We start from the raw sequence: 22708 nt of genomic DNA, 5'->3' as shown, positions 1-22708 counted from the left end.
CGGTTCGACCCGCCGCGATCGGCCAATGCCGGCCGACCTCACGATCCTTCCTGTTCGCCAAGCGCCAAGCGCCGAACGGCCATTTGGCCGTTCGGCACACGTCACCGGCACACGTCACCGCGCGCGCCCCTTCCATCTCCGCAACAGCAACGCGTTGGTCACGACGCTGACGCTCGAAAACGCCATCGCCGCGCCTGCGATCACCGGGTTCAGCAAGCCGAGCGCCGCGAGCGGCACGCCGACCAGGTTGTAGACGAACGCCCAGAACAGGTTCTGCTGGATCTTCCGGTACGTGCGTCGGGAGATGTCGATCGCGTCGGCGACGAGCGCCGGGTCGCCGCGCATCAGCGTGATGCCGGCCGTATGCATCGCGACGTCGGTGCCGGTCGCCATCGCGATACCGACGTCGGCCGCTGCGAGCGCGGGGGCATCGTTGATCCCGTCGCCGACCATCGCGACGATCCCGCCGTGCGTGCGCTTCAGCTCGGCGACGACACGCGCCTTGTCGTCGGGCAGCACCTGCGCATGCACCTCGCCGATCCCGAGCGACGCCGCGACGGCGGCCGCGCTGCCGCGGTTGTCGCCCGTCACGAGTACGCTCGCGACGCCGCGCGCCGACAGCGCCGCGATCGCGTCGCGGGCGCCCGGCTTCACGGTGTCGCCGAAAGCGATCAGCGCGAGCAATGCGCGCGGCGCGTCGGCGCGCATCAGCCACGAGATCGTGTTGCCCGCGCGCTCGAGCTCCGCCGCGCGTGCGTCGAGCGCGGGCGCCGCCGCGATGCCGAGCTCGTCGCGCCAGCGCGTGCTGCCGAGCGCGAGCAACTGCCCGCCGACACGTGCTTCCACGCCGCGTCCGGCCACCGCACGGGCATCGGCGACGACGGGCGACGGTACCGCACCGCCGCGTGCGGCCAGATCGGCATCGTGCGCGGCGACCACGGCGCGCGCGAGCGGATGGTCGCTCTGGCGCTGCACCGCCGCCGCGAGCGCGAGCGCGTCGTCATGCGGCACGTCGACCGCTTCGAACGCGGTCACGGATGGCTTGCCTTCGGTCAGCGTGCCGGTCTTGTCGAACGCGATCACGGTCGTGCGCTGCGCGAGTTCGAGCGCCTGCGCATCCTTGATCAGCACGCCGTGCCGGGCCGCGACGCCCGTGCCGGCCATGATCGCGGCGGGCGTCGCGAGGCCGAGCGCGCACGGGCACGCGATGACGAGCACCGCGACCGCGTTGAGGATCGCGGTTTCGGTGCCGGCGCCGGCGATCAGCCAGCCGACCAGCGTCAGCAAGGCAATGCCGAGGATCGCCGGCACGAACACCTCGCTCACGCGATCGACGAGCCGCTGGATCGGCGCCTTCTCGGCCTGCGCGGATTCGACGAGGCGGATGATGCGTGCGAGCGTCGTCTCCGCGCCGATCGCGGTGGTTTCGACGACGAGCGCGCCTTCGCCGTTGATCGAGCCGGCCGTGACGGCGTCGCCGTCGTCCTTCGGCACGGGCAGGCTTTCGCCGGTGATCAGCGATTCGTCGATGTGCGAGCGGCCCGACACGATCCGGCCGTCGACCGGCACGCGCTCGCCGGGACGGATGCTGACGTGGGTGCCGACGCGTACCTGCGCCAGCGGCACGTCGCGCTCGACGCCGTACTCGACGACGCGCGCGCGGTCGGGACGCAGCGCGTTCAGCGCGCGGATCGCGTCGGTGGTCTGGCGCTTCGCGCGCGACTCGAGCCACTTGCCGAAGCGCACCAGCGTGACGATGACGGCCGACGCCTCGAAATACAGGTGGCCGGGATGCAGGGGGGCGCGCAGCAGCATCCACAGGCTCAGCCCGTACGCGGCCGACGTGCCGAGCGCGACGAGCAGGTCCATGTTGCCGGTGCGCGCCTTCACCGCATGCCAGGCCGCACGATAGAAGCGCGCGCCGTAGCCGAACTGGACGATCGACGCGAGCATGAGCTGGAGCCAGCCGGGCAGCATCAGGTCGATGCCGAACGGCGCGACGAGCATCGGTGCGACAAGGGGCGCGCTCAGCACGGCGGACCAGATCACGAGATCGCGTTCGCGAATCGCTTCGAGGTGCTTGCGGGTGTCCGGGTCTTGCGCGGGGCCGGCCGGTTGCGCGTCAGCCCCGGCGGTGGCGCCGGCTGATGATGCGGCGGAGAGCGACGCGCGGTAGCCGGCCGTGGTGACGGCCGCGATCAGCGTGGCGGCGTCGAGCGCGCCGGCGCCGTGCACCGACGCACGCTCGGTTGCGAGGTTGACGGAAGCGCGCGCGACGCCCGGCACGGCGGCCAGCGCCTTTTCGACGCGGCCGGCGCAGGATGCGCAGGTCATTCCGCCGATGTCGAGTTCGAGATCGGCGGAGGCGGTGGAGGCTGCCGGCGGGATCGCGGCGCCGGCCACCGGCGTCGCGCCATAGCCGGCTTGTTTCACGGCTTCGGCGAGTTGTACGGCGGTCACATCGGGCGCGGCGTCGACGGTAGCCCGTTCGGTCGCGAGATTGACCGACGCGCGCGTGACGCCCGGCACCTTCGCCAGCGCCTTTTCGACACGCGATACGCAGGACGCGCACGTCATCCCGTCGATCTCGAGTTCGATGCTGGCGGGCGCGGCAGGCGACGAAGGCGCGAACGCGGCGACGCCGGCCTCCGTTACCGTCGGCGTCGCGCCGTAGCCGGCCTGCCTCACGGTGTCCACCAGCTGCGCGGCGGAAACGTTCGCCGCGGCATCGACGGTGGCGCGCTCGGTCGCGAGATTGACCGACGCGCGCGTGACACCCGGCACCTTCGCCAGCGCTTTTTCGACGCGCGACACGCACGATGCACAGGTCATCCCGTCGATCTCGAGTTCGATGGTGGTGCTGTCGGCCGGAAGCGGGTGGCGGGTCGTGGAAGCGGCTGCGGCCAGCGGTGCGGGCGATGCTTCGACAGGATGGGCATGCGGCGTCGTGGCGTCTTCGAGCAGCGGGTCGCGCACGGCGGCGCGGTAGCCGGCTGCGTCGACCGCCTCGACGAGTTGTGTGGCTCCTACCGTTTCCTGCGCAGTCACCGTCGCCGTGTGCGTGTCGAGGTCAACTGCCGCGTCGACGACGCCCGGCACCGCGGCCAGCGCCTGTTGCACGCGGCCCGTACAGCCGCCGCAATGCATGCCGTCAATGCTCAGCTCGGTCGTATGCAGCGCTGCGGAGGCAAGTGATTCAGTCATGTCGGATTCCCTGAATGCGCGGCTCATGCCGCCAATGATCCCAGTATCAACATTCCCATGATGGTAAGGTCAAGCGGTGCGTGATGCATGCGATGCAAGGCGGGCGGATCGGCTCAAGGCCATCCTTGTTCACAGGGTGCCACGGCCCGGAAAAAGCGAACGCCCGGCTTCCGCGAGAAAAGCCGGGCGTCACGGGCTTGCACGCGATCGCGTGGCTACGCGCAGAGCTTGGCGCTGGCGAGACGGTTCAGGCTGACGCCTTGTTCGGCGGCCTGGATCACCAGCGCGCGGTGAGCCTGCGGCGGGATGCGGACCTTGAATTCACCGCTATAGGTTCGGTCGGCGATCGGTTCGGGCACCTTTTCGCCGTTCGCGGTCATGTCGCGCACGACATCGGCAACGAGCCGGCGGATGCCGGCGAGCGCGCCTTCCGGCGTCGCGGCGAGCCACGAAAGTGACGGGAACTCCGCGCACAGGCCGACGTGCTCCCCGTCCTCCGGGGACCACGTTACGCGGTACGTAAAGTGGTCTTGAGTCATGATTTCTGTTCCTTCAGTCGGTCGATCGCGTCGAGAACCTGCCGCACCTGATAGGCCTTGGCTTTCCCGCGATCGTTCTGGATATTCACTCGAGGATCGCCTTGCCACGGTGTCTTGAAAATGGCGTGGCTCGAACCGGATTGGCGGGCCTGGCCGAAGTGTGCCTCGCAGACCTTGAACAGATCGCCGAATCGCACATTCGCGGGCTCGCGCCTCATTTGTTCGAGGATCTTCCAATCGCTTGCCATGCTGAATGGTGTCAATAGTGACACCATCTGTCAATCCAGATGGCAACTCAATCGCTACTGAGACCGATCCGAAGTCGGCCGACATCGCTTCGATGTCGCCCCAATTTATCTGAAGATCCGGCGAAACATTTGGGACCGGTCAGCCCGCGAATACGCGCCACCCGCTAATCGGCATATTGGGGGATGCCCTGAGGCGCTATGATACCGGCCTGACATCAGCGCCCACCGTTATGAACCGTAGCGAGACGGTTGTCCGGGCAGGCTGGGGTGCCTTGCTTTCGCCATTCGCAAGTCGAACAAGGCGTTGACTGAAAAGAACGATATTCGGCCAGTAATCGATGATTGAAAACCAGCAGGAATCAGTTTCTCTGCGGCGCGCGTGCGCGTCGCTCGCCATCATGGCGTTGCTAGCGGGGTGCGCGTCGCAACCGGACGCAATCCAGCGGAAAACCGGCTGGATGCGCGCGGAAGTCGCCGACTCCTATGTCTACGCGTATCCGCTCGTGCTGATGGACGTCGCGAAGGAAGCGGCGACGGGCGGCGACGGCGCGCAACCGGGGCAGGCGCCGCTCAACACGCTGCGCCATGCGCAGGCGCTGCCGCCCGTCGGCGCGGTCAATCCGCCGCTGCCGGGCGTCGACACGCTCGACTCGACCGGCTGGCTCGACGTCGCGACCGAACCCGTGATCGTCACGTTGCCCGACACGCGCGGCCGCTACTGGGATGCGCGCGCACTCGACATGTGGACGAACGTGCTGTGGTCGTCGTCGAGCGTGGCCGCACGCGGGGCACGCGGCGGCGCGCGATCGCAAACGATTGCCTTCGCCGCGAAGGACTGGCAGGGCACGCTGCCGAAGGGCGCGGTCCGGATCGACGTGCCGTCGGCCAATGCGTGGCTCGAAGTCCGGCTGCAGACGAGCGGCGGGCGCGACCTGACGAACGTGAAGAAACTGCAGCGCGCGATCCGCGTGGTGCCGCTGTCCGTCTACACGGGCGCGGCGCGCGGCGCGTCGGTCGCGGTGCATGCGGGCAGCGCGCCGTCCGAAGCGGTGGGCGGCGGCACGCCGGCCGAGCAGGTGGCCGCACTCGATCCGAAGGCGTTCTTCACGCGCTTCGCGCAGGCGCTGCAGGACAACCCGGCGCCGGCCGACGATGCGCACGCACAGGAACTGCTCGGCGACATCGGCGTGTCGGCCGGCTACCCGGTGCTGTGGACCGGCGACCGCCTCGCGGCCGCGACGGCCGGCGTCGCCGAGGCGCGCGCGCGGCTCTCGACCCCGCCGTCGAACCTGCTGAACGCGAACGGCTGGAGCTGGATCGGCGATACGGCCGGCAAGTACGGCCAGGACTACACGCTGCGCGCGTACGCGGCCTACACGCAGTTCGGCACCGCGACGCGCGACGACGAAACGCTCGCGGTCGTCCGCGTCGACAGCGACGGCCATCCGCTGAACGGCGCGAACCGCTACGTGCTGCATTTCGCGCCGGGCGCGCTGCCGCCGGTGCGCGCGTTCTGGACGCTCACACCCTATTCGACCAACGGCGCGCTGCCCGACGTCGGGTCGGCACGTCGCTCGCTCGGCGATCGCGACCGGTTGCGCCGCAACCACGACGGCTCGATCGACATCGTCGTGTCGGCGTCGCCGGGCGGCACGCATGCGGCCAACTGGCTGCCGGCGCCGCGCGCCGATTTCGCGCTCGCATTGCGCCTGTACGCGCCGAAGCCGCAGGCGAGCGACGGGTCGTGGATGCCGCCCGTCATCGTCCGGAAATGAACGGATGACCGGCGGCGCTGTCCGACCGGCGGGCGCGACGGCGCCCGAACCCCGTACCGTCACCTCCTGAGCCTATACTTTCGGGATAGCGTGCGCGGCCGCCCGGTTCTCCGGCGCGGCCCGGCATTCCATCCCGAGGCATTCAAGCATGGCAAGCGCAGACAAAGAAACCGTACCCTCGACCCTCCATGCCCTCGGTGGCGTTACACGCTCGCGCCGGGCCCGGCGCATCGGCATCGGCCTGCTGATCTTCATCGTTTTATTCGGACTGCTCGGGTTCTTCGCGGCGCCGCCGCTGATCCGCCATATCGCCGAACAGCAGTTGAGCAAGCAGCTCGACCGGCCCGCCACGATCCAGCGCATCGCGCTGAACCCCTACACGCTGAACCTCGAAGCCGACGGCATCCATCTCGGCGACAAAGGCGGCCAGGGCGACTTCATCGACATCGCGAAGCTCGTCGTGCGGCCGTCGTGGTCGTCGCTGTTTCGCGGCGCGCCGATCGTCAATGAAGTGCGCCTCGACTCGCCGCGTTTTCATATCGTCCGCTACGACGCGCAGCGCTTCAACTTCACCGACCTGATCGAGAAGTTCTCGACGCCGTCGCCGAAAACCGAAAGCAAGCCGACACAGTTCTCGGTGTCGAACATTCAGGTCAACAACGGCCGGATCGATTTCGACGACCGCCTGCTGAACGAAAAGCACGTCGTCGACAACTGGACGCTCGGCATTCCGTACATCGCGACGCTGGCCTCGAAGACCGACATCTTCGTCGAGCCGAAGCTGCGCGCGCGCTTCGACGGCAGCCCGATCGCAATCGACGGCAAGACCAAGCCGTTCGCGCAGTCGCGCGAATCGGAGATCGCGCTGAAATTCGACGGCCTCGACGTGCCGAAGCTGATCTCGTACGTGCCGGCGAAGCTGCCGGTGGCCGTGACGAGCGGCCTCTTGAGCAGCGACCTCGCGGTCAATTTCGTGATGAGCGGCGAGACGCCCGCGCTGCGCGTGTCGGGCACCGTTGACCTGAAGGACGCGAAGGTGACGGACCATGCGTCCGCGCCGCTGTTCGCCGCGCGCGGCGTGCACGTCGCGGCGGCCAGCCTCGAGCCGCTGCGCAATGCGATGCATTTCGACGAGATCCGGATCGACCAGCCGGTGGTCGACCTGGCGCGCGACAAGCAGGGCGTGCTGAACGTCGAGAAGCTCGCCGCGCAGCCGGCAGCCGCCTCGAAGGCCGCCGAGGGCAAGCCGGCGGCGTCGGGGGCAACCGGGGCTTCCACCGCGGTCGCAGCCACCGCCAGCGGCGCGAAGGTCGAAGCCGCAACGAAGGAAGCGCCGCCGCTCGACCTGACGATCCGCCATTTCGCGATCGACGGCGGCACGGTCAACGTCGACGACCGCGTGCCGGCGACGCCGACCGCGCTGTCGCTCACGAAGCTCGCCGCGACGCTCGACGGCTTCACGATGCAGGGCAAGACGCCCGCGAAATACACGCTGTCGACGTCGCTGTCGCGCGGCGGCGACGTGACGGCCGCAGGCTCGTTCAATCTCGCGGAGAAGCAGGTCGAGAGCAAGCTGACGGTCGCCGCGCTCGCGCTGCCGGCGCTGCAGCCGTACCTCGGCGAGGCGACGCGGGCGCGCGTGCTCGACGGCACGCTCGGCGCGACCGTCAACGCGAAGGCCGACTGGGGCAAGACGCCGCTCGCCGCACAGGTTGCCGACAGCACGGTCAGCCTGAAGTCGCTGAAGATCGCGACGCCCGATGCGAAGGCGCCCGCGATCGTGCTGCCCGACGCGAGCGCGAAGATCGCGAAGGTCGACGTGGCCACGCGCATCGCGGAGATCGCCAGCGTCGACGTCAGCGGGCTCGCGCTCGACGTGCAGCGCCTGAAGGACGGCAAGATCGACCTCGCGGCGCTGGCCGAACCCGCGCAGGCTGCGGTGCCGAAGCGCACGGTCGCGCGCAAGGCCGAGGCCGCCGCGCCGTCGTGGCATTACCGGATCGACGCGCTGAACGTGAAGGATTCTGCCGCGAACTTCACCGACCTGTCGACGCCGCGCCCGGTGAAGCTGGCGATCAAGCCGCTGGACCTGTCGGTGCAGAAGATCAGCGACGACCTGACCAAGCCGCTGCCCGTGCAACTGAAGGCGACGCTGAACCGCAAGGGTTCGTTGAACGTGACGGGCGACGTGACCGCGCAGCCGCTGAAGCTCGGCCTGAAGGTCAACGGCAACCGTCTCGACGCGGCCGCGTTCGAGCCGTATTTCGGCAGCGCGCTGAACGCGACGATCGCCAGTGCGCTGCTCAACGCGCAGGGCAACCTGACGTTCGCGCAGGTGAAGGGCGCGCCGCGCGCGACCTATCGCGGCGATGTCGCGCTGGTCGACGTGCGGATGCTCGACAAGGCGACCTCCGACCCGTTCGCGGGCTGGCGCTCGCTCGCACTGACGAACCTGAAGGCGAACTACGACGAGAAGGGCACCGACGTCGATGCCGCGCGCGTGACGTTCTCGAACTTCTACGGCCGCGTGCTGCTCGACGCGCAGGGGCGTTTGAACCTGAAGGACGTGGTCGCGAAGGAAACGGGCCCCGCGCAGTCGCTCACGCGTGACGCGAGCAAGGGCGAGCCGGTGCCGCTGTCGCCGGGCATGACGCCGCCGGCCGCCGCGCAGGCCGCGTCGGCTGCGGCCGCGCAGCAGGCGTCCGTGCCGGCCGCCGCCTCGGCGACGGTGGTCGTGAAGGCCGCGCCGCCGCCGCAGAACCCGGTGCGCATGCATTTCGGCGAGTTGCTGCTGCAGAACGGCCGCGTGACGTACACCGACAACTTCATCAAGCCGAACTACACGGCGAACCTCGTCGCGATCAAGGGCACGGTCGGCGCGTTCGGCACGGATTCGACGACGTCCGCGCCGGTCGACGTCGCCGCGAACCTCGCGGGCAACGGGCCGATCTCGATCAAGGGTTCGGTGAACCCGCTGATCGAGAAGCCGGCGCTCGACCTCACCGCGACCGCGCACGACATCGAGCTGACCAACCTGACGCCGTACTCGGCGAAGTACGCGGGCTACCCGATCACGAAGGGCAAGCTCAACGTCGACCTGCATTACGAACTGGCGAACGACCAGCTGAAGGCGAACAACCACATCTTCATCGATCAGCTCACGTTCGGCGACCATGTGGAGAACGACACGGCGACCCGGCTGCCGGTGAAGCTCGCGATCTCGCTGCTGAAGAACACGCGCGGCCAGATCGACGTGAACCTGCCGGTGTCGGGCTCGCTGTCGAATCCGGAGTTCAGCGTCGGCGGGCTGATCTGGCGCGCGGTGCTGAACCTGATCGCGAAGGCCGTCACGTCGCCGTTCTCGCTGCTCGCGCATGCGTTCGGCGGCGGCGGCGAGGATCTCGGCTACGTCGAATTCGCGCCGGGCTCGTATCAGCTCGACGACGCGCAGCAGAAGAAGCTCGACACCGTCGTGAAGATGCTGACCGAGAAGCCGTCGATCCGCCTCGACCTGATCGGCCGCGTCGATCCGGCGAAGGACACGTCGGGGCTCGGCGACGCGTACGTCGATCGGCTCGTGCGCCAGCAGAAGCTGAGAGACGTGGTCGGGCAGGGCGAGAGCATCGACCCGATGTCGGTGAAGGTCGAGCCGGCCGAGTACAGCAAGTACCTGACGCGCGCGTACAAGGCCGCCGACTTCAAGAAGCCGCGCAACGTGATCGGCCTGCAGAAGACGCTGCCCGACGCCGACATGAAGAAGGCGCTCGCCGACCATGCGCCGGCCGACGACAACGCGCTGCGTGCGCTCGCGCAGCAGCGCGCGCAGGCCGTGCGTCAATACCTCGACGGGAAGATCGATTCGAGCCGCGTGTTCGTCGTCGCGCCGAAGCTCGATGCGAAGGGCATCGAGGACAAGGGCGCCACCACCCGCGTCGACTTCGGCCTGCAGTAAGCGAGCCATCCGCCGCCGCGTCCGTTCATCCGTTCGGGCGCGGCGGCGCGTTTTTTTTCAGCGCGCGGCGATCGCCGGTTCCTCGCGCTTGCCCAACTCCTTCTTGGCAGCCAGCGGCAGGCGCGCGTCGTCCCACTGCGCCAGCCATTCGACTTCCTTCGCGGTGAACACCTGTCCGTAGTTGCGCAACGCGTACTGCAACGCGTCGACGACGTGGTGGCGAATGATTTCGGGGGTGCGTGCATCGTCCAGCACGAACCGGAGGGCTTCCAGGGTCGACATACTCGTGCTCCGGGTCAGGGAAAACCCTTTATCACACACCAATAGTCGTGCGCCAAGCCGGAAAAAAATCGTGCGGCCGATGACGTTGCCGGCGGTTTGACCGATGCACCGGTGTAGTGCCGGCCGGTGAGCGCGCCCCGTCGCAATGTGCGCCAGGCCACCTTGCTTTGCGACCGATTCGTGTCACTTGCGATTGGTTACGTTTGATAGAAAACAGAAAGCCCCGCTTCATGCGAGCGACCCACGACGCGCCCATATTCTTGCGCGCCTGATGGCAAGTCACGCAGTTCAACGTCAATCGAAGAGGTGGGGTGATCATGTCTTTCCTTGGTAAGCAGCGGAAGGTGGTGGCGATGGTGGCGGGCGCGCTGGCGCTCGCCGGTGCGGGTGCGCACGCCGCGCAGCAGGACGGCGACAGTCAGGGCGAGGATCGCGGCCACGCGAGCCGCGTCGTGAAGCACGTGCTGCTGATCAGCGTCGACGGCCTGCACGAGCAGGATCTCGCGCGCTGCATCGGCGCGAACACGTGCCCGAACATCGCGGTGCTCGCGAAAAGCGGCGTGACGTACACGAATGCCTATACGCCGGGCCTGTCGGATTCGTTCCCGGGCCTCGCCGCGCTCGTGACGGGCGGCTCGCCGAAGACGGCCGGCCTGTTCTACGACGTGTCGTACGACCGCAACCTGTACGCGCCGGGCGACACGAGCTGCTCGGGCAAGCAGGGCTGGAACGTCGTGTTCGACGAGACGACCGGCATCGATGCCCAGAACGGCGGCGCCCTCGTCCACCTCGACGGCGGCGGCGCGTTCAACCCGCAGGCGATCCCGAACGCGAAGGTCAACGGCAAGTGCGTGCCGGTCTATCCGCACAACTACGTGAAGACCAACACCGTGTTCGAGGCCGTGAAGGCCGGCATCCCGAACGCGACCACCGCATGGGCCGACAAGCACGCGTGGGGCTACGACTGGCTGAACGGGCCGTCGGGCACCGGCGTCGACGACCTGATGCGCACCGAGATCAACTCGATCGACCCGGTGACGAAGACGGACTACACCGACGTCTATTCGCATACCGCGCAGTTCGACAACCTGCACGTGCAGGCGCTGATCAACCAGATCAACGGCCGTGACTCGACGGGCACGAAGAGCGCGCCGGTGCCGACGCTGTTCGGCGGCAACTTCCAGACGCTCAGCGTCGCGCAGAAGGCGCCGGTCGCGAAGGGCGGCGGCTATCTCGATGCGAACTTCACGCCGAACGGCCAGGTCGCGAACGCGATCACGTACGTCGACAACTCGATCGGCCATATCGTCGCGGCGCTGACGCAGGCGAACCTGTATGCGTCGACGGCCGTGATCGTCACGGCGAAGCATGGCCAGTCGCCGACCGATCGCACGAAGCTCGTGAAGAACGGCGACACGCTGACGAAGCTGCTCGAAGCGAACAACTACGTCGACCCGAACGGCAACTTCGGCCAGAACAACACGAAGACGGGCAACCTGAACGACGGCTCCGGCCTGGTCGACACGGGTTTCGTGCAGACCGACGACGTCGGCCTGATCTGGCTGCGCGACCGCAACCAGCGCACGGCCGTGGTGCAGACGCTGAAGGCGAACCTGGGCTGCAACGCGCCGGGGATCTGCGCGGACGGCCCGCAGGCGTACGTGCTGTACGGCGCGGCGCTTGCTGACCGCTTCGGCGATCCGGCCAACGGCCGCACGCCGGACATCATCGTCCAGCCGAATCCGGGTGTGATCTACACGTCGAGCACGAAGAAGGACGAGGAGCACGGCGGCAACGCGCCGGACGACAGCCACCTCGGCCTGCTCGTGTCGTACCCGGGCCTGCATCGCGCACGCACGGTGACCGACACGGTCGGCACGAAACAGGTCGCGCCGACGATCCTCGGGCTGCTCGGCGCGAACCCGCGCCTGCTGCATGCGGTGGTGGCCGAGAATACCGGCGTGCTGCCGGGGCTGGGCATCGATCGGCACTGACGACGGTTTCCGGACACCGCTGCCCGGCGGTGTCCGGTACGGCGGGGCGCGCGGTCGAGCGCGTCTCGCCGCATGACGCATGCGGGCCGGCTTACGCCGGCGCGCATTCGTCCAGCATCCATGCCCTGAAGTGCCGCAACGCTTCGCTCGTCTCGAGGCGCTCCGGCGCGTAGCACAGGTAGTGCCCCTGCGCGTCGACCTCGACGGGCGCGTCGAACGGTTCGACGAGCGTGCCGGCCGCGAGATTGTCCGCGATCAGGAAACGCGGCACGAGCGCGAGCCCGAGGCCCGCCTGCGCGCCCTGGATCAGCACCGAATACTGTTCGAAGCGCGGCCCGGCGAGCGCGTTCATCTGCGTGGCGCGATGGCGTTCCGCCCACGCGGACCACGCGATTTCGGCCTGCTCGTGCACGAGGCGCGGCGCCGTGACGGCGTCGGCGGGCGTGCGCAACGCGTGCCGCTCGCCGAATTCGCGCGTACAGACCGGCACGAAGGTTCGCCCGTCCAGGTAATCGCTTCGCACGCCTTCCCATGCTCCGTCGCCGTAGCGGATCGCCGCGTCGAGCCCGAACGGAAAGATGTCGCCGTGCGCGAGATGGCGGCGAAAGCTCAGCGTGACGCCCGGCGCGACGGCCAGGAAACGCGAGAGCCGCGGCACGAGCCACTTGGTCGTAAACGTCGGCACGCTGGCGATCGTCAGCAGGTCGCCGTTTTCGCGCGCGCTCAGCAGTTCGATCGACGCGTTGCCGATCTCGCGCAGCGGGCCGGCGACGCGGGCGTGGTACACCTGCCCGGCACGCGTGAGCACGAGGCTGCGCCCCTCGCGCACGAACAGCTTCACACCGAACAGCGCCTCGAGATTCGCGATCTGCCGGCTGACCGCGCTGGGCGTCAGGCCCAGTTCGCGGGCCGCGTACGAGAAGTTCAGATACTTCGCAGAACAGGTGAATGCATTCAGTTCCGAGACGTTCGGATACAGGTGCTTCATCGCGACTATTCCTTCGGCGCACAGATCGATGCGGGCTTTGTACGTTTTTTTCATGACGATGCCATGTCGGATCCGCACACTTCGGCCATCCAGAAAACGCGTGACAGCCCCGCCCGGCGGGCGTTGCGTGGTGTCTTCGTCTCTTGTCCGCGAGTGTTTTCATGCCTGCGTCTACCGCCCCGGCCCTGGCCGATGGTGTTCCGATTTCGCGTAACAGGCCGGTGCGCCCGAGTGCCGGACGCTTCTTGCTGCACGCGCTCGTCGCGGTGTTCGGGCTCTACCTGTTGCTGCCGATCGCGCTGCTGCTGATCGGCTCGGTCGGCCAGTCGTGGACGAATACGCTGCTGCCGACCGGCTTCACCTGGCACTGGTTCGCCGATCTCGCCGGAAATCGCAGTTTCACCCGCGCATTCGGCGTGAGCCTGACGGTGGCGCTGGCGTGTTGCGCGCTCAACGCGGTGCTCGGCCTGCCGCTCGCATATGCGCTGCATCACCGTGCGCAGGCCGGGCGCGGCATGGCGACGCGCGTCGTGATGCTGATGCCGGTGGCCGTGCCCGCGCTGACGCTCGGCTTCGGCTATATCGCGATCTTCAGCGGCGACACGCTGCCCTGGCTCGGCACGCTGCCGCTGATGATCGGGGCCCACGCGGTGCTGACGCTGCCGTACCTGCTGCAGACGCTGCTCAGCGATCTGCGCCACCTCGGGCTCGCGCGCCTCGAGGCTTGCGCGGCGACGCTCGGTGCGACGCCGCTGCGCCAGTTCGTCACGATCGTGCTGCCGAACCTGCGGCACAGCCTGTTCTCGGGGCTCGTGATGGTGGCCGCGCTGTCGATCGGCGAATTCCAGATCTCGAACCTGATCGCCGGCTTTCGCTACCGCAACTATCCGATCGTGCTGCTGCAGGCGTTCTACGGCGCGTCGGGGATGGCATGCGCGGCGACCGTCGTGCTGCTCGTCCTCGCCGTGCTCGCGACGCTCGTATCGGTCGGCACCGTGCAACGTATGAAGTGAGTCCGTCATGAGTCTCGAGTTCGAACACGTCAGTTTCCAGTATCCCGGCGCGCGACACGGCGTCGACGACGTCACGCTGTCCGCCGCGCAAGGCGAGCTGCTCGCGGTGATGGGGCGCAGCGGCTCCGGCAAGTCCACGCTGCTGCGGCTCGCGGCCGGCCTGCTCGACGGCGGCAGCGGCCGCATCGTGATCGGCGGCGCCGACATGGCCGGCGTGCCGGTATGGCGGCGCGAGGTCGGCATGGTGTTCCAGCACTACGCGCTGTTTCCGAACCTGTCGGTGGCCGACAACGTCGCGTACGGGCTGAAAATGCGCGGCGTCTCGGCGCATGCGCGGCGGCAGCGTGCGCGCGACATGCTCGAGCGCGTCGGCCTGGCGGCGCATGCGGAACGCGGCATCGCGATGCTGTCCGGCGGCCAGCAGCAGCGCGTCGCGCTGGCGCGTGCGCTCGTGATCGAGCCGAAGCTGCTGCTGCTCGACGAGCCGCTGGCCGCGCTCGACGCCGGCATCCGCCATCAGCTGCGCGACGAGATTCGCGCGCTGCAGCGCGCGTGCGGCGCGACGACGCTGCTCGTCACGCACGACCAGGACGAGGCGCTGAGCATGGCCGACCGCGTCGCGATCGTCGACGGCGGGCGCGTGCTGCAGGTGGGCACGCCGCGCGACCTGTACGAGCGGCCCGCGTCCGCGCAGGTCGCGCGCTTCGTCGGCCATTCGACGCTGCTGCGCGGCCGCGTGACCGCGCACGATACGGTCGACGTGCGGTTCGCGACGCTGCGCGTCGAGACCGGCGGGCACCGGCCGGGCGCCGAGGTCGAGGTGCTGGTGCGGCCCGAGCACGTGGAGGCCGATCCGCCGGCGCACGGCGTGAACGGCATCGACGGCGCGCCGGGCGACGTGCGCTACTTCGGCGCGACGCAACGCTACGACTTCATTCCCGCCGGCTCGGCCGACCCGCTGCTGTGCGAAGGCCGCGTGCCGGCCACCCGGCGAATCGCGATCGACCCGCGCCATCTGCTCGTGCTGCCGGCCGCGCCGGACGCGCAATGACCCCTTTCATTCAACGGAGATCCCCGATGCCTGCAGGCCACCCTCTTGTGAAGACCCTACGCGCCGGCGTGCTGGCGCTCTGCGCGTTCGCGGCGCTGGCCGCCGCGCCGGCGCACGCCGCGCCGCTGTATCCGGGCGAGGACGCGCTGTATGCGAAGGCCGCCGACGAAGGGCTCGTCGTGTCGTTCGACACGGGCCCCGAATGGGCGAACTGGAAGGCGCTGTTTGCCGAGTTTCGCAAGCGCTATCCGAAGGTCGAGATCACCTACAACGACATCGGCTCGGCCGCGACCGTGGTGTCGCTCGACAAGTCGCGCCGCCGTCCGCAGGCCGATACCGCGTACTACTTCGCCGCGTCGGCGCTCGACGCCGAAAGCAAGGATGTCGTCGCGCCGTTCAAGCCGGTCAATTTCGACAAGCTGCCGGACGTGTTTCGCTCGGCGGACGGCCGCTGGTTCGCGGTGCACTCGCTGAACATCGCGTTCCTCGTCAACCGCAAGCTCGTGAAGAACGTGCCGCAGCGCTGGTCCGACCTGCTGAAGCCGGAGTATCGCAACGCGGTCGTCTATCTCGACCCGCGTTCGACCGGGCAAGGGCAGGTCGCCGTGTTCGCGGCAGCCTATGCGAACGGCGGCAGCGTCGAGAACCCGAAGCCCGGCGCGGAATTCCTCGGCAAGCTGAAGCGCGCGGGCAATGTGCTGCGTGTCGAAGGCACGACGCCTTATGCGAAGTTCGTGAAGGGCGAGATTCCGATCCTGATCGGCTACGAGAACGACGGCCTGAAGGCGAAGTACGTCGACGGCATGGGTGACGCGGCCGACGTGGTGATTCCGCAGGACGGCAGCGTATCGGCGCCGTATGCGATGAGCCTCGTGAAGAACGGCCCGAACCCGTCCGCCGCGCAGCTCTGGCTCAACCTGGTGATGAGCGACGTCGGGCAGGGGCTGTTCGCGCAGGGCTTCGTGCGGCCGGCCGTGCCCGGCACGCCGGTCGCGCCGGATGTCGCGGCGAAGCTGCCGAAGGCGCCGCAGGTGCGTCCGCTCGACGTGGCGAAGGCGGCCGCACGCAAGGCCGAGATCGACCAGCTCTGGTCGCAGGCGACGCTCGGCCAGTAAGGGGCACACGATGCAGACCTCCCTGGCGGAACGCGGCGCGCTGCGCCGCTTCGGCGCGGTGCCGGCGGCGGTATTGCTGGCGGTGTGCTTCGCGCTGCCGCTCGCCGCGCTCGTCGGCTCGGCCTTCACGGACGGCGGCCGCGCGTTCGGCGCGGTGCTGCGCGATCCGCTCGTCGCCGATGCGATCGCACGATCGCTGGCGCTGGCGGTGGGCGCCGGCACGCTGTCGGTCGGCGTCGGCGTGCCGGTCGCATTCGCGCTGGCGGGGCAGTCGCCCGCCCGCCGCCATTGGACGCTCGCGCTGCTCGGCGTGCCGCTCGCGTTCTCCGGGCTCGTGATCGCGTACGGCTTCATCCTCGCGTTCGGCCGTGCCGGCTTCGTCACCACGCTCGCGGCGTCGCTGGGCGCGGACCCGACCGTGCTCGGCGGCGCGATCTACACGATGCCGGGGCTGGCGGTCGCGTATGCGTATTACCTGATCCCGCGGGTCGCGCTGATGATCTACCCGGCGCTCGCGAATCTCGACCGGCGGCCGCTCGAGGCGGCACTGACGCTCGGCGCGCGGCCGTGGCGTGCGTGGCTCGACGTCGCGTGGCGCGAACTGTGGCCGTCGGTCGCGTCCGCGTGGTGCCTCGTCACGGCGATCGCGCTCGGCACCTACGGCACGGCGCTCGCGCTGGCCGGCACGCAGATCAACATCCTGCCGCTGCTGATGTATCTGAAGCTGTCGGACGGGCAAACCGATTTCTCGCAGGCGGCCGTGCTGTCGATCGTGCTGACGGCGATCTGCACCTGCGTTCTTGCATTGGGGGAAGGCCTTGTACGGCAACGACGTCATGGATGAGTGGTCGGAAGCGGCGTGCGACGCGCTGGCGCAACTCGCGCAGCGGCAGCGCGGCGCGCGGGGGCACCGCATGCCGGTCGGCGTGATCGGTCCGCGCGAGGCGACCGACGAGCAGATGCGGGTCGCGCAGCGGATCGCGCATGCGCTCGCGGCGGCGGGTGTCGCCATCGTCGGCGGCGGCAAGCAGGGCGTGATGGAGGCGGCCGCGCGCGGCGTGCATGCGGCCGGCGGGTGCGCGATCGGGCTGCTGCCGGAAGACGATGCGACGCTCGCGAATCCCTACCTGAGCGTCGCGCTGCCGACCGGGCTCGGCATCACGCGCAACGCACTGGTCGCGCGTGCGTCGCTGTGCCTGATCGCAGTCGGCGGCGGGCTCGGCACGCTGTCCGAGATCGCGCTCGGGTTGCAGTGGGGCAAGCCGGTGTTCGCGATTTGCGACGCGCCGCGCGTGGCGGGCGCCGAATGCTTCGACGAAGCGGATCCGCTCGTGGCGCGGGTCGCGCGGTGGCTGGCTGATTCGGCGTAGGTCGTGTGGCGCGCGTGCCGATCGCCGGCTGCGCCGGCGGGGCGAATGCCGGTTCGAACTTGAAATGAGGCGCGCGGCCCGTCATATTGTCTGCGCCTGAACTTTCAACGACGCCCCCGGAGGATTCCCGATGCGCCTTTTGCTTGCCCTGCTGTTGCCGTGGTTCCAGTTCTTCACGATCGGCCGCCCGATCGCCGGGATCATCTGCCTGATCCTGCAAATTACGATCATCGGCTGGCTGCCCGCCGCGATCTGGTCGGTGTATGCATTGAGCCAGTACAAGACCGACCGCAAGATCGAAGCGGCGTTGGGCGAGCGGCGGTAGGCTGCCGTCGAGCGCGCGAAGTAGCTGTTTCGGCAGGGATCTACATGGATTGCCGGCCTCCATGGACGCGATTCGTATGGATTTCTGCCGAAATGACACTGTTCCTGGTGAACAGGCAGACGCCACACCATGGATCAACTTCGCCATGCCGGAATGGACGCTCGGCGTCGTGCGGCGCGCGCCGCGACAGCGATTCCCGGCGTCGTGGCAACGGCGCATCCGTCGATCGACAGAGGCGCGAGGCGTCAGGAGGGAAGGAATGCCGGTCGGTCGACCGGCTTATTTCACCGCAAACAGCGTCAGGTTCATGAAGATCTTGAACGCATAGCCGAGCGTGACGGCGCCGATCACGCCGCCCGCCCACAGGACGACGAACCACATCCAGCCGCGCATGCGCGGCTTCGGCGCAGCGGGCTGGCGATCGGCGGAATCAGTGGTGGTAGTAATGCTGGTCTTCATGGCGCACCTTGCCTCGGAATACCCAGTAACCCATCGTCGTGTAGGCGATGATGATCGGGAGGATAACCGCTGCGCCGACCAGCGTGAAGGTCTGGCTCGAACGCGGCGCCGCGGCTTCCCAGATCGTCATCGTCTGGGGAATCGCATACGGGAACAGCGTGACGAGCAGGCCGACGTAGCCGAGCAGCACGAGCGCCAGCGCGAGCACGAACGGGGTCATGTCGTGCCGGGCGCGCACCGCGCGGCGCATCCATACCGCGCAGCCGGCGACCAGGAACGGCACCGGCAGCAGGCGCCAGAACAGCCCCGAGTCGAACCAGCGCTGCGCGATGGCCGGATCCTGCAGCGGCGTCCACAGGCTGACGACCGCGATGAAGCCGAGCAGCACGACCGTCAGCGGCCACACGACGCGATGCAGGCGCCGCTGCAGGTCGCCTTCCGTCTTCGCGACGAGCCAGCAGCAGCCGAGCAGCGCATAGGTCACGATCAGGCCGAGGCCGGTCAGCAGGCTGAACGGCGTGAGCCAGTCGAACGCATCGCCCGCGAATACGCCATCCTTCACGTTGATGCCTTGCAGGAACGCGCCGAGCGCGATCCCCTGGAAGAACGTCGCGCCGGCCGAGCCGCCGATGAACGCGAGATCCCACAGCTGCTTCGTGCGCCGCGCCTTCGCGCGGATCTCGAACGACACGCCGCGGAAGATCAGGCACACCAGCATGAAGATCAGCGGCAGGTACAGCGCCGACAGCACGGTCGAATAGACGACCGGAAACACCGCGAACAGCCCGGCGCCGCCGAGCACGAGCCACGTCTCGTTGCCGTCCCACACGGGTGCGACGGTGTTCATCATCAGGTCGCGTTCCTTCTCGTCCGGGAAGAACGGGAAGACGATGCCGATGCCGAGGTCGAAGCCGTCGAGCACGACGTACATGAAGAGCCCCAATGCGATGATCGCGGCCCAGATTACGGTGACGTCCATAGGTTTTCTCGTATGCGAAAAAGGGTGGGCTCAGACGGTCTCGAGCGGCTCGTCGACGGCCGACATCGGGCGGCGCGCGGTGTGGTCGGGGCGCGTGTCCGGGGTGTCGTCGTGCTTCACGTCGGGCAGCGCGGGGCCGGCCTTCATCAGCTTCAGCATGTAGTACACGCCGGTGCCGAACACGAGGAAGTACACGATCACGAACGTCATCATCGACAGGCTGACCTGCTGCACCGACAGCGGCGATACCGCATGCGCGGTGCGCATCACGCCATACACGACCCACGGCTGGCGGCCTGCTTCGGTCGTCACCCAGCCCGCGAGCAGCGACACGAAGCCGGTCGGGCCCATCACGAGCGCGAAGCGCTGGAACCACTTCGATTCATACAGGCGGCCGCGGCGGCGCAGGAACCACGCGAGCGCGGCGAGGCCGATCATCGCGAAGCCGAGGCCGACCATGATCCGGAAGCTCCAGAACACGACCGTCGAATTCGGGCGGTCTTCCGGCGGGAATTCCTTCAGGCCGCGGATCTCGCCGTCCCAGCTGTGCGTGAGGATCAGGCTGCCGAGGTGCGGCACCTTCACCGCGTAGCGGGTCGTTTCCGCCTGCATGTCAGGGATGCCGAACAGGTTGAGCGGCGTGCCGCCCTTCTCGGTTTCCCACAGCCCTTCGATCGCGGCGATCTTCGCCGGCTGGTGCTTCAGCGTGTTGATGCCGTGCTGGTCGCCGATCACGGCCTGCAGCGGCGCGAGCACCAGCAGCAGCCACAGCGCCATCGAGAACATCTTCTTCACGCCCTTGTCGCGGCGGCCCTTCAGCAGGTGCCACGCGCCGGTCGCGGCCACCACGAGCGCGGCGACGATGAATGCGGCGATCGCCATGTGGAACAGGCGGTACGGGAACGACGGGTTGAAGATGATCGCGAACCAGTCGGTCGGCACGACGCGGCCGTCGACGATCTCGAAGCCCTGCGGCGTCTGCATCCAGCTGTTCGACGCGAGAATCCAGAACGTCGAGATCAGCGTGCCGATCGCGACCATCAGCGTCGCGCCGAAGTGCGCGCGCGGGCTCACGCGATTCCAGCCGAACAGCATGATGCCGAGGAAGCCGGCCTCGAGGAAGAACGCGGTCATGACCTCGTACATCAGCAGCGGGCCGGTGACGGCGCCGGCGAAGCTCGAGAAGCCCGACCAGTTCGTGCCGAACTGGTAGCTCATCACGACGCCGGAGACGACGCCCATCCCGAACGCGACCGCGAAGATCTTCGACCAGAACAGGCAGAGGGTTTTGTAGTACTGCTTGCCGGTTTTCAGCCAGCGATATTCGAGCACGGCGATGAAGCTGGCGAGGCCGATGCTCAGCGCCGGAAAGACGATGTGAAAGGAGACGGTGAACGCGAATTGCAGGCGGGCCAGATCGAGGGCCGAAAGAGCGGTGTCCATACCAGTTGACCGAGGCTGACGATACCCGCCGGCGGGTGCCGGCGGACCCCGGCGGACGGGCGTCGGGGTTGGCTGGAGTATGGGCCGCGATGTTGCACCGCGAAATGCGCCAACTCGTCGCAGATGTCCAGCCCGTCGCGCGCATTTCCAGGGTAAATCGTTGATTCGTATCAAGAAGGCTGCTTGCGACGCGCGCGGCCGCGGCGTGGCGGTCTGACGCACGTGCGGCAATATGGCGCGTCGCGTCATCGGAACGGTTCGGCGCGGACGCAAACGCCGCGTGACACCGCGCGTCACGGCGCCCGCGCGGCCGAACCGTTTCAGTGCGTTATCGCGTAACGCAAGCGGTCGTGCCGGCGGGCCGCGGCCGTTGGGGTCTGTCACATGGGTAACGCCGCGCAACCTTCGATACGCACACGCTGCATGAATTGCGTACACTCTGAGTCTCGTTTCGGCAGGGCCGGGCGCATCGGTTCCGGTCCGCGTTTACCCAGGACTCAGCGATGATCGATTTACGCAGCGATACCGTGACACGTCCGAGCCAGGCAATGCTGGCCGCGATGACTGCCGCCGAAACCGGCGACGACGTATGGGGTGACGACCCGACCGTGCTGCGCCTGCAGGCGGTGACGGCAGAGCGGGCCGGCAAGGAAGCCGGCCTGTTCTTCCCGAGCGGCACGCAGAGCAACCTGGCCGCGCTGATGGCCCATTGCGAGCGCGGCGACGAGTACATCGTCGGCCAGCTCGCGCACACCTACAAGTACGAAGGCGGCGGCGCGGCCGTGCTCGGCAGCATCCAGCCGCAGCCGATCGAGAACGCACCGGACGGCACGCTGCCGCTCGCGAAGATCGCCGCGGCGATCAAGCCGCTCGACAACCACTTCGCCCGCACACGCCTGCTCGCGCTCGAAAACACGATCGGCGGCCAGGTGCTGCCGGAAGGCTATGTGCAGGAAGCCACCACGTTCGCGCGCAGCCGCGGGTTGTCGCTGCACCTCGACGGCGCACGCGTGTGCAACGCGGCCGTTGCGTCGGGGCGTTCGATCGCCGAGCTTTCCGCGCCGTTCGACAGCGTGTCGATCTGCTTCTCGAAAGGGCTCGGCGCACCGGTCGGCTCGGTGCTGGTCGGCAACCGTGCGCTGATCGAGCGCGCGCAGCGCTGGCGCAAGGTGCTCGGCGGCGGGATGCGGCAGTCGGGCATTCTCGCGGCCGCCTGCCTGTATGCGCTCGACCACAATGTCGAGCGGCTCGCGGACGATCACGCGAATGCCGCGCATCTCGCCGAAGGCCTCGCACGCATCGACACCGTGAAGGTGCTGTCGCACGCGACGAACATGGTGTTCGCGCAATTCCCCGAAGCCGATTGCGCGCCGCTCGAGGCGTGGCTCAAGGAACGCGGGATCCTCACGCAGATGCTGTACGCGTCGCGTTTCGTCACGCACTGCGACGTGTCGCGTGCGGACATCGATACGTTCATCGATGCGGTCGGTGCGTATTTCGCGCAACGCCGCGCGTAAGGTGGAATGCGCCGGCCGGCGGGGACGCCGGCCCGATGTGGCGCGAAGCAGGGGGCGGAGAGGCGACGGGGGCGACGTGGCAACCCGTCTGTCGATATCGGGCGAGCCGGCGGATCATGCTTGCCGGGGTGCATCGGCGGGCGGTGTGCCGTCGTGGAACAGCGCTTGCAGTTGCGTGCGCAGTTCGGCGCTGTCGGTGTGCTGGTGAACCTGGACCGCATGCTGCACGGCGGCTTCCAGCAGTTCGTTGTCGGAGTCGGCAGAAATCGCGACCGAGCAATTCATCGCGCTGGGAAACTCGCGGCAATCGATGTAGCGGCGAGACATGATGTTCTCCTTGCGGGAAAGGGCGCGGCCGGATAGGCGTGATCGGCCGCGCGGCGCGTTCGCGAGGCCGATGGAAAAAGTATAGGCGGCGCGGCGGGGATTCTCGCCTTCAGGTATACCGCACCCC

19 protein-coding genes are annotated in these 22708 nt (G+C 68.3%); 10 read left to right on the top strand and 9 right to left on the bottom strand.

Going from position 1 to position 22708, the window contains the following annotated elements; all coding sequences use genetic code 11:
- Positions 1-114: 114 nt before the first annotated feature.
- The 3 genes from QZM35_RS24960 to QZM35_RS24950 all read right to left on the bottom strand — a co-directional run bounded on the left by QZM35_RS24960 (position 115) and on the right by QZM35_RS24950 (position 4018).
- Positions 115-3204, bottom strand: coding sequence for a heavy metal translocating P-type ATPase (locus QZM35_RS24960; protein ID WP_301777000.1), 3090 nt, complete (start codon positions 3202-3204; stop codon positions 115-117).
- 215 nt (positions 3205-3419) lie between these two features.
- A complete protein-coding gene (locus QZM35_RS24955; RefSeq protein WP_089428874.1) occupies positions 3420-3743 on the bottom strand; it encodes a type II toxin-antitoxin system HicB family antitoxin in 324 nt (107 codons plus the stop codon).
- Positions 3740-4018: a toxin HicA gene (locus QZM35_RS24950; RefSeq protein ID WP_206124945.1), complete on the bottom strand. Its 279-nt coding sequence runs from the start codon at positions 4016-4018 to the stop codon at positions 3740-3742. The genes QZM35_RS24955 and QZM35_RS24950 overlap by 4 nt, the downstream gene beginning before the upstream one ends.
- Positions 4019-4329: 311 nt before the next feature.
- Between QZM35_RS24950 and QZM35_RS24945 the strand changes: the two genes are divergently transcribed.
- Positions 4330-5766: a DUF1254 domain-containing protein gene (locus QZM35_RS24945; protein ID WP_089428876.1), complete on the top strand. Its 1437-nt coding sequence runs from the start codon at positions 4330-4332 to the stop codon at positions 5764-5766.
- Between the two features lie 148 nt (positions 5767-5914).
- Positions 5915-9718, top strand: coding sequence for a DUF748 domain-containing protein (locus tag QZM35_RS24940; protein ID WP_301776999.1), 3804 nt, complete (start codon positions 5915-5917; stop codon positions 9716-9718).
- Positions 9719-9775: 57 nt separating this feature from the next.
- Here QZM35_RS24940 and QZM35_RS24935 read toward each other — a convergent pair whose 3' ends face one another.
- Entirely contained in the window at positions 9776-10000 is a 225-nt protein-coding gene (locus QZM35_RS24935; RefSeq protein WP_027790361.1) for a hypothetical protein, read from the bottom strand.
- 311 nt (positions 10001-10311) lie between these two features.
- Between QZM35_RS24935 and QZM35_RS24930 the strand changes: the two genes are divergently transcribed.
- Positions 10312-11994 carry an alkaline phosphatase family protein gene (locus QZM35_RS24930; RefSeq protein ID WP_301776998.1) on the top strand — a complete coding sequence of 561 codons (1683 nt, stop codon included), beginning with the start codon at positions 10312-10314 and terminating at the stop codon, positions 11992-11994.
- A 91-nt stretch (positions 11995-12085) separates the two neighbouring features.
- On the opposite strand, the gene QZM35_RS24925 is transcribed toward QZM35_RS24930, so the two are convergent.
- Positions 12086-12982 (bottom strand): LysR substrate-binding domain-containing protein, encoded by an 897-nt coding sequence (locus tag QZM35_RS24925; protein WP_174974019.1) that lies wholly within the window; start codon positions 12980-12982, stop codon positions 12086-12088.
- 161 nt (positions 12983-13143) lie between these two features.
- Between QZM35_RS24925 and QZM35_RS24920 the strand changes: the two genes are divergently transcribed.
- The 6 genes from QZM35_RS24920 (at position 13144) to QZM35_RS24895 (ending at position 17856) form a co-directional block, all read left to right on the top strand.
- Entirely contained in the window at positions 13144-13995 is an 852-nt protein-coding gene (locus QZM35_RS24920) for an ABC transporter permease (protein ID WP_089433455.1), read from the top strand.
- Positions 13996-14002: 7 nt separating this feature from the next.
- Positions 14003-15046: an ABC transporter ATP-binding protein gene (locus QZM35_RS24915; RefSeq protein WP_301776997.1), complete on the top strand. Its 1044-nt coding sequence runs from the start codon at positions 14003-14005 to the stop codon at positions 15044-15046.
- 26 nt (positions 15047-15072) lie between these two features.
- Entirely contained in the window at positions 15073-16161 is a 1089-nt protein-coding gene (locus QZM35_RS24910; RefSeq protein WP_089433453.1) for an extracellular solute-binding protein, read from the top strand.
- Positions 16162-16171: 10 nt separating this feature from the next.
- Positions 16172-17005, top strand: a complete 834-nt coding sequence (locus QZM35_RS24905; protein ID WP_089428883.1) for an ABC transporter permease — start codon at positions 16172-16174, stop codon at positions 17003-17005.
- A complete protein-coding gene (locus QZM35_RS24900; RefSeq protein WP_089428884.1) occupies positions 16998-17531 on the top strand; it encodes a TIGR00725 family protein in 534 nt (177 codons plus the stop codon). Before QZM35_RS24905 ends, QZM35_RS24900 begins: the two co-directional genes overlap by 8 nt.
- 130 nt (positions 17532-17661) lie before the next feature.
- Positions 17662-17856: a YqaE/Pmp3 family membrane protein gene (locus tag QZM35_RS24895; RefSeq protein WP_060317401.1), complete on the top strand. Its 195-nt coding sequence runs from the start codon at positions 17662-17664 to the stop codon at positions 17854-17856.
- A 279-nt stretch (positions 17857-18135) separates the two neighbouring features.
- Here the strand turns inward: QZM35_RS24895 and QZM35_RS24890 are convergent, their stop codons facing one another.
- From QZM35_RS24890 to QZM35_RS24880, 3 genes are read right to left on the bottom strand one after another with little or no spacing between them, the layout of a single operon-like run.
- Positions 18136-18315 (bottom strand): hypothetical protein, encoded by a 180-nt coding sequence (locus QZM35_RS24890; RefSeq protein WP_089428885.1) that lies wholly within the window; start codon positions 18313-18315, stop codon positions 18136-18138.
- Positions 18287-19294 (bottom strand): cytochrome d ubiquinol oxidase subunit II, encoded by a 1008-nt coding sequence (gene cydB / locus QZM35_RS24885; RefSeq protein ID WP_039364378.1) that lies wholly within the window; start codon positions 19292-19294, stop codon positions 18287-18289. The genes QZM35_RS24890 and cydB overlap by 29 nt, the downstream gene beginning before the upstream one ends.
- Positions 19295-19324: 30 nt before the next feature.
- Positions 19325-20737, bottom strand: coding sequence for a cytochrome ubiquinol oxidase subunit I (locus QZM35_RS24880; RefSeq protein ID WP_089428886.1), 1413 nt, complete (start codon positions 20735-20737; stop codon positions 19325-19327).
- Positions 20738-21240: 503 nt separating this feature from the next.
- Between QZM35_RS24880 and ltaE the strand changes: the two genes are divergently transcribed.
- The gene (gene ltaE, locus QZM35_RS24875) at positions 21241-22254 is read left to right on the top strand and encodes a low-specificity L-threonine aldolase (protein ID WP_089428887.1); all 1014 of its coding nucleotides are present in this window, start codon (positions 21241-21243) and stop codon (positions 22252-22254) included.
- 114 nt (positions 22255-22368) lie between these two features.
- Here the strand turns inward: ltaE and QZM35_RS24870 are convergent, their stop codons facing one another.
- Positions 22369-22581: a DUF1059 domain-containing protein gene (locus tag QZM35_RS24870; protein WP_089428888.1), complete on the bottom strand. Its 213-nt coding sequence runs from the start codon at positions 22579-22581 to the stop codon at positions 22369-22371.
- Positions 22582-22708: the final 127 nt, after the last annotated feature.

It is taken from the genome of Burkholderia sp. AU45274, assembly GCF_030482505.1.
Classification (GTDB): domain Bacteria; phylum Pseudomonadota; class Gammaproteobacteria; order Burkholderiales; family Burkholderiaceae; genus Burkholderia.
Note: the sequence above shows the minus strand (reverse complement) of the source record. Positions and strands in the feature narration are given on the sequence as shown.

What these genes read in the sequence shown, in the direction of transcription:
- QZM35_RS24960 (WP_301777000.1), bottom strand. Translation starts at nt 3,204, where the DNA reads ATGACTGAATCACTTGCCTCCGCAGCGCTGCATACGACCGAGCTGAGC.
- QZM35_RS24955 (WP_089428874.1), bottom strand. Translation starts at nt 3,743, where the DNA reads ATGACTCAAGACCACTTTACGTACCGCGTAACGTGGTCCCCGGAGGAC.
- QZM35_RS24950 (WP_206124945.1), bottom strand. Translation starts at nt 4,018, where the DNA reads ATGGTGTCACTATTGACACCATTCAGCATGGCAAGCGATTGGAAGATC.
- QZM35_RS24945 (WP_089428876.1), top strand. Translation starts at nt 4,330, where the DNA reads ATGATTGAAAACCAGCAGGAATCAGTTTCTCTGCGGCGCGCGTGCGCG.
- QZM35_RS24940 (WP_301776999.1), top strand. Translation starts at nt 5,915, where the DNA reads ATGGCAAGCGCAGACAAAGAAACCGTACCCTCGACCCTCCATGCCCTC.
- QZM35_RS24935 (WP_027790361.1), bottom strand. Translation starts at nt 10,000, where the DNA reads ATGTCGACCCTGGAAGCCCTCCGGTTCGTGCTGGACGATGCACGCACC.
- QZM35_RS24925 (WP_174974019.1), bottom strand. Translation starts at nt 12,982, where the DNA reads ATGAAGCACCTGTATCCGAACGTCTCGGAACTGAATGCATTCACCTGT.
- QZM35_RS24920 (WP_089433455.1), top strand. Translation starts at nt 13,144, where the DNA reads ATGCCTGCGTCTACCGCCCCGGCCCTGGCCGATGGTGTTCCGATTTCG.
- QZM35_RS24915 (WP_301776997.1), top strand. Translation starts at nt 14,003, where the DNA reads ATGAGTCTCGAGTTCGAACACGTCAGTTTCCAGTATCCCGGCGCGCGA.
- QZM35_RS24910 (WP_089433453.1), top strand. Translation starts at nt 15,073, where the DNA reads ATGCCTGCAGGCCACCCTCTTGTGAAGACCCTACGCGCCGGCGTGCTG.
- QZM35_RS24905 (WP_089428883.1), top strand. Translation starts at nt 16,172, where the DNA reads ATGCAGACCTCCCTGGCGGAACGCGGCGCGCTGCGCCGCTTCGGCGCG.
- QZM35_RS24900 (WP_089428884.1), top strand. Translation starts at nt 16,998, where the DNA reads ATGGATGAGTGGTCGGAAGCGGCGTGCGACGCGCTGGCGCAACTCGCG.
- QZM35_RS24895 (WP_060317401.1), top strand. Translation starts at nt 17,662, where the DNA reads ATGCGCCTTTTGCTTGCCCTGCTGTTGCCGTGGTTCCAGTTCTTCACG.
- QZM35_RS24890 (WP_089428885.1), bottom strand. Translation starts at nt 18,315, where the DNA reads ATGAAGACCAGCATTACTACCACCACTGATTCCGCCGATCGCCAGCCC.
- cydB (WP_039364378.1), bottom strand. Translation starts at nt 19,294, where the DNA reads ATGGACGTCACCGTAATCTGGGCCGCGATCATCGCATTGGGGCTCTTC.
- QZM35_RS24880 (WP_089428886.1), bottom strand. Translation starts at nt 20,737, where the DNA reads ATGGACACCGCTCTTTCGGCCCTCGATCTGGCCCGCCTGCAATTCGCG.
- ltaE (WP_089428887.1), top strand. Translation starts at nt 21,241, where the DNA reads ATGATCGATTTACGCAGCGATACCGTGACACGTCCGAGCCAGGCAATG.
- QZM35_RS24870 (WP_089428888.1), bottom strand. Translation starts at nt 22,581, where the DNA reads ATGTCTCGCCGCTACATCGATTGCCGCGAGTTTCCCAGCGCGATGAAT.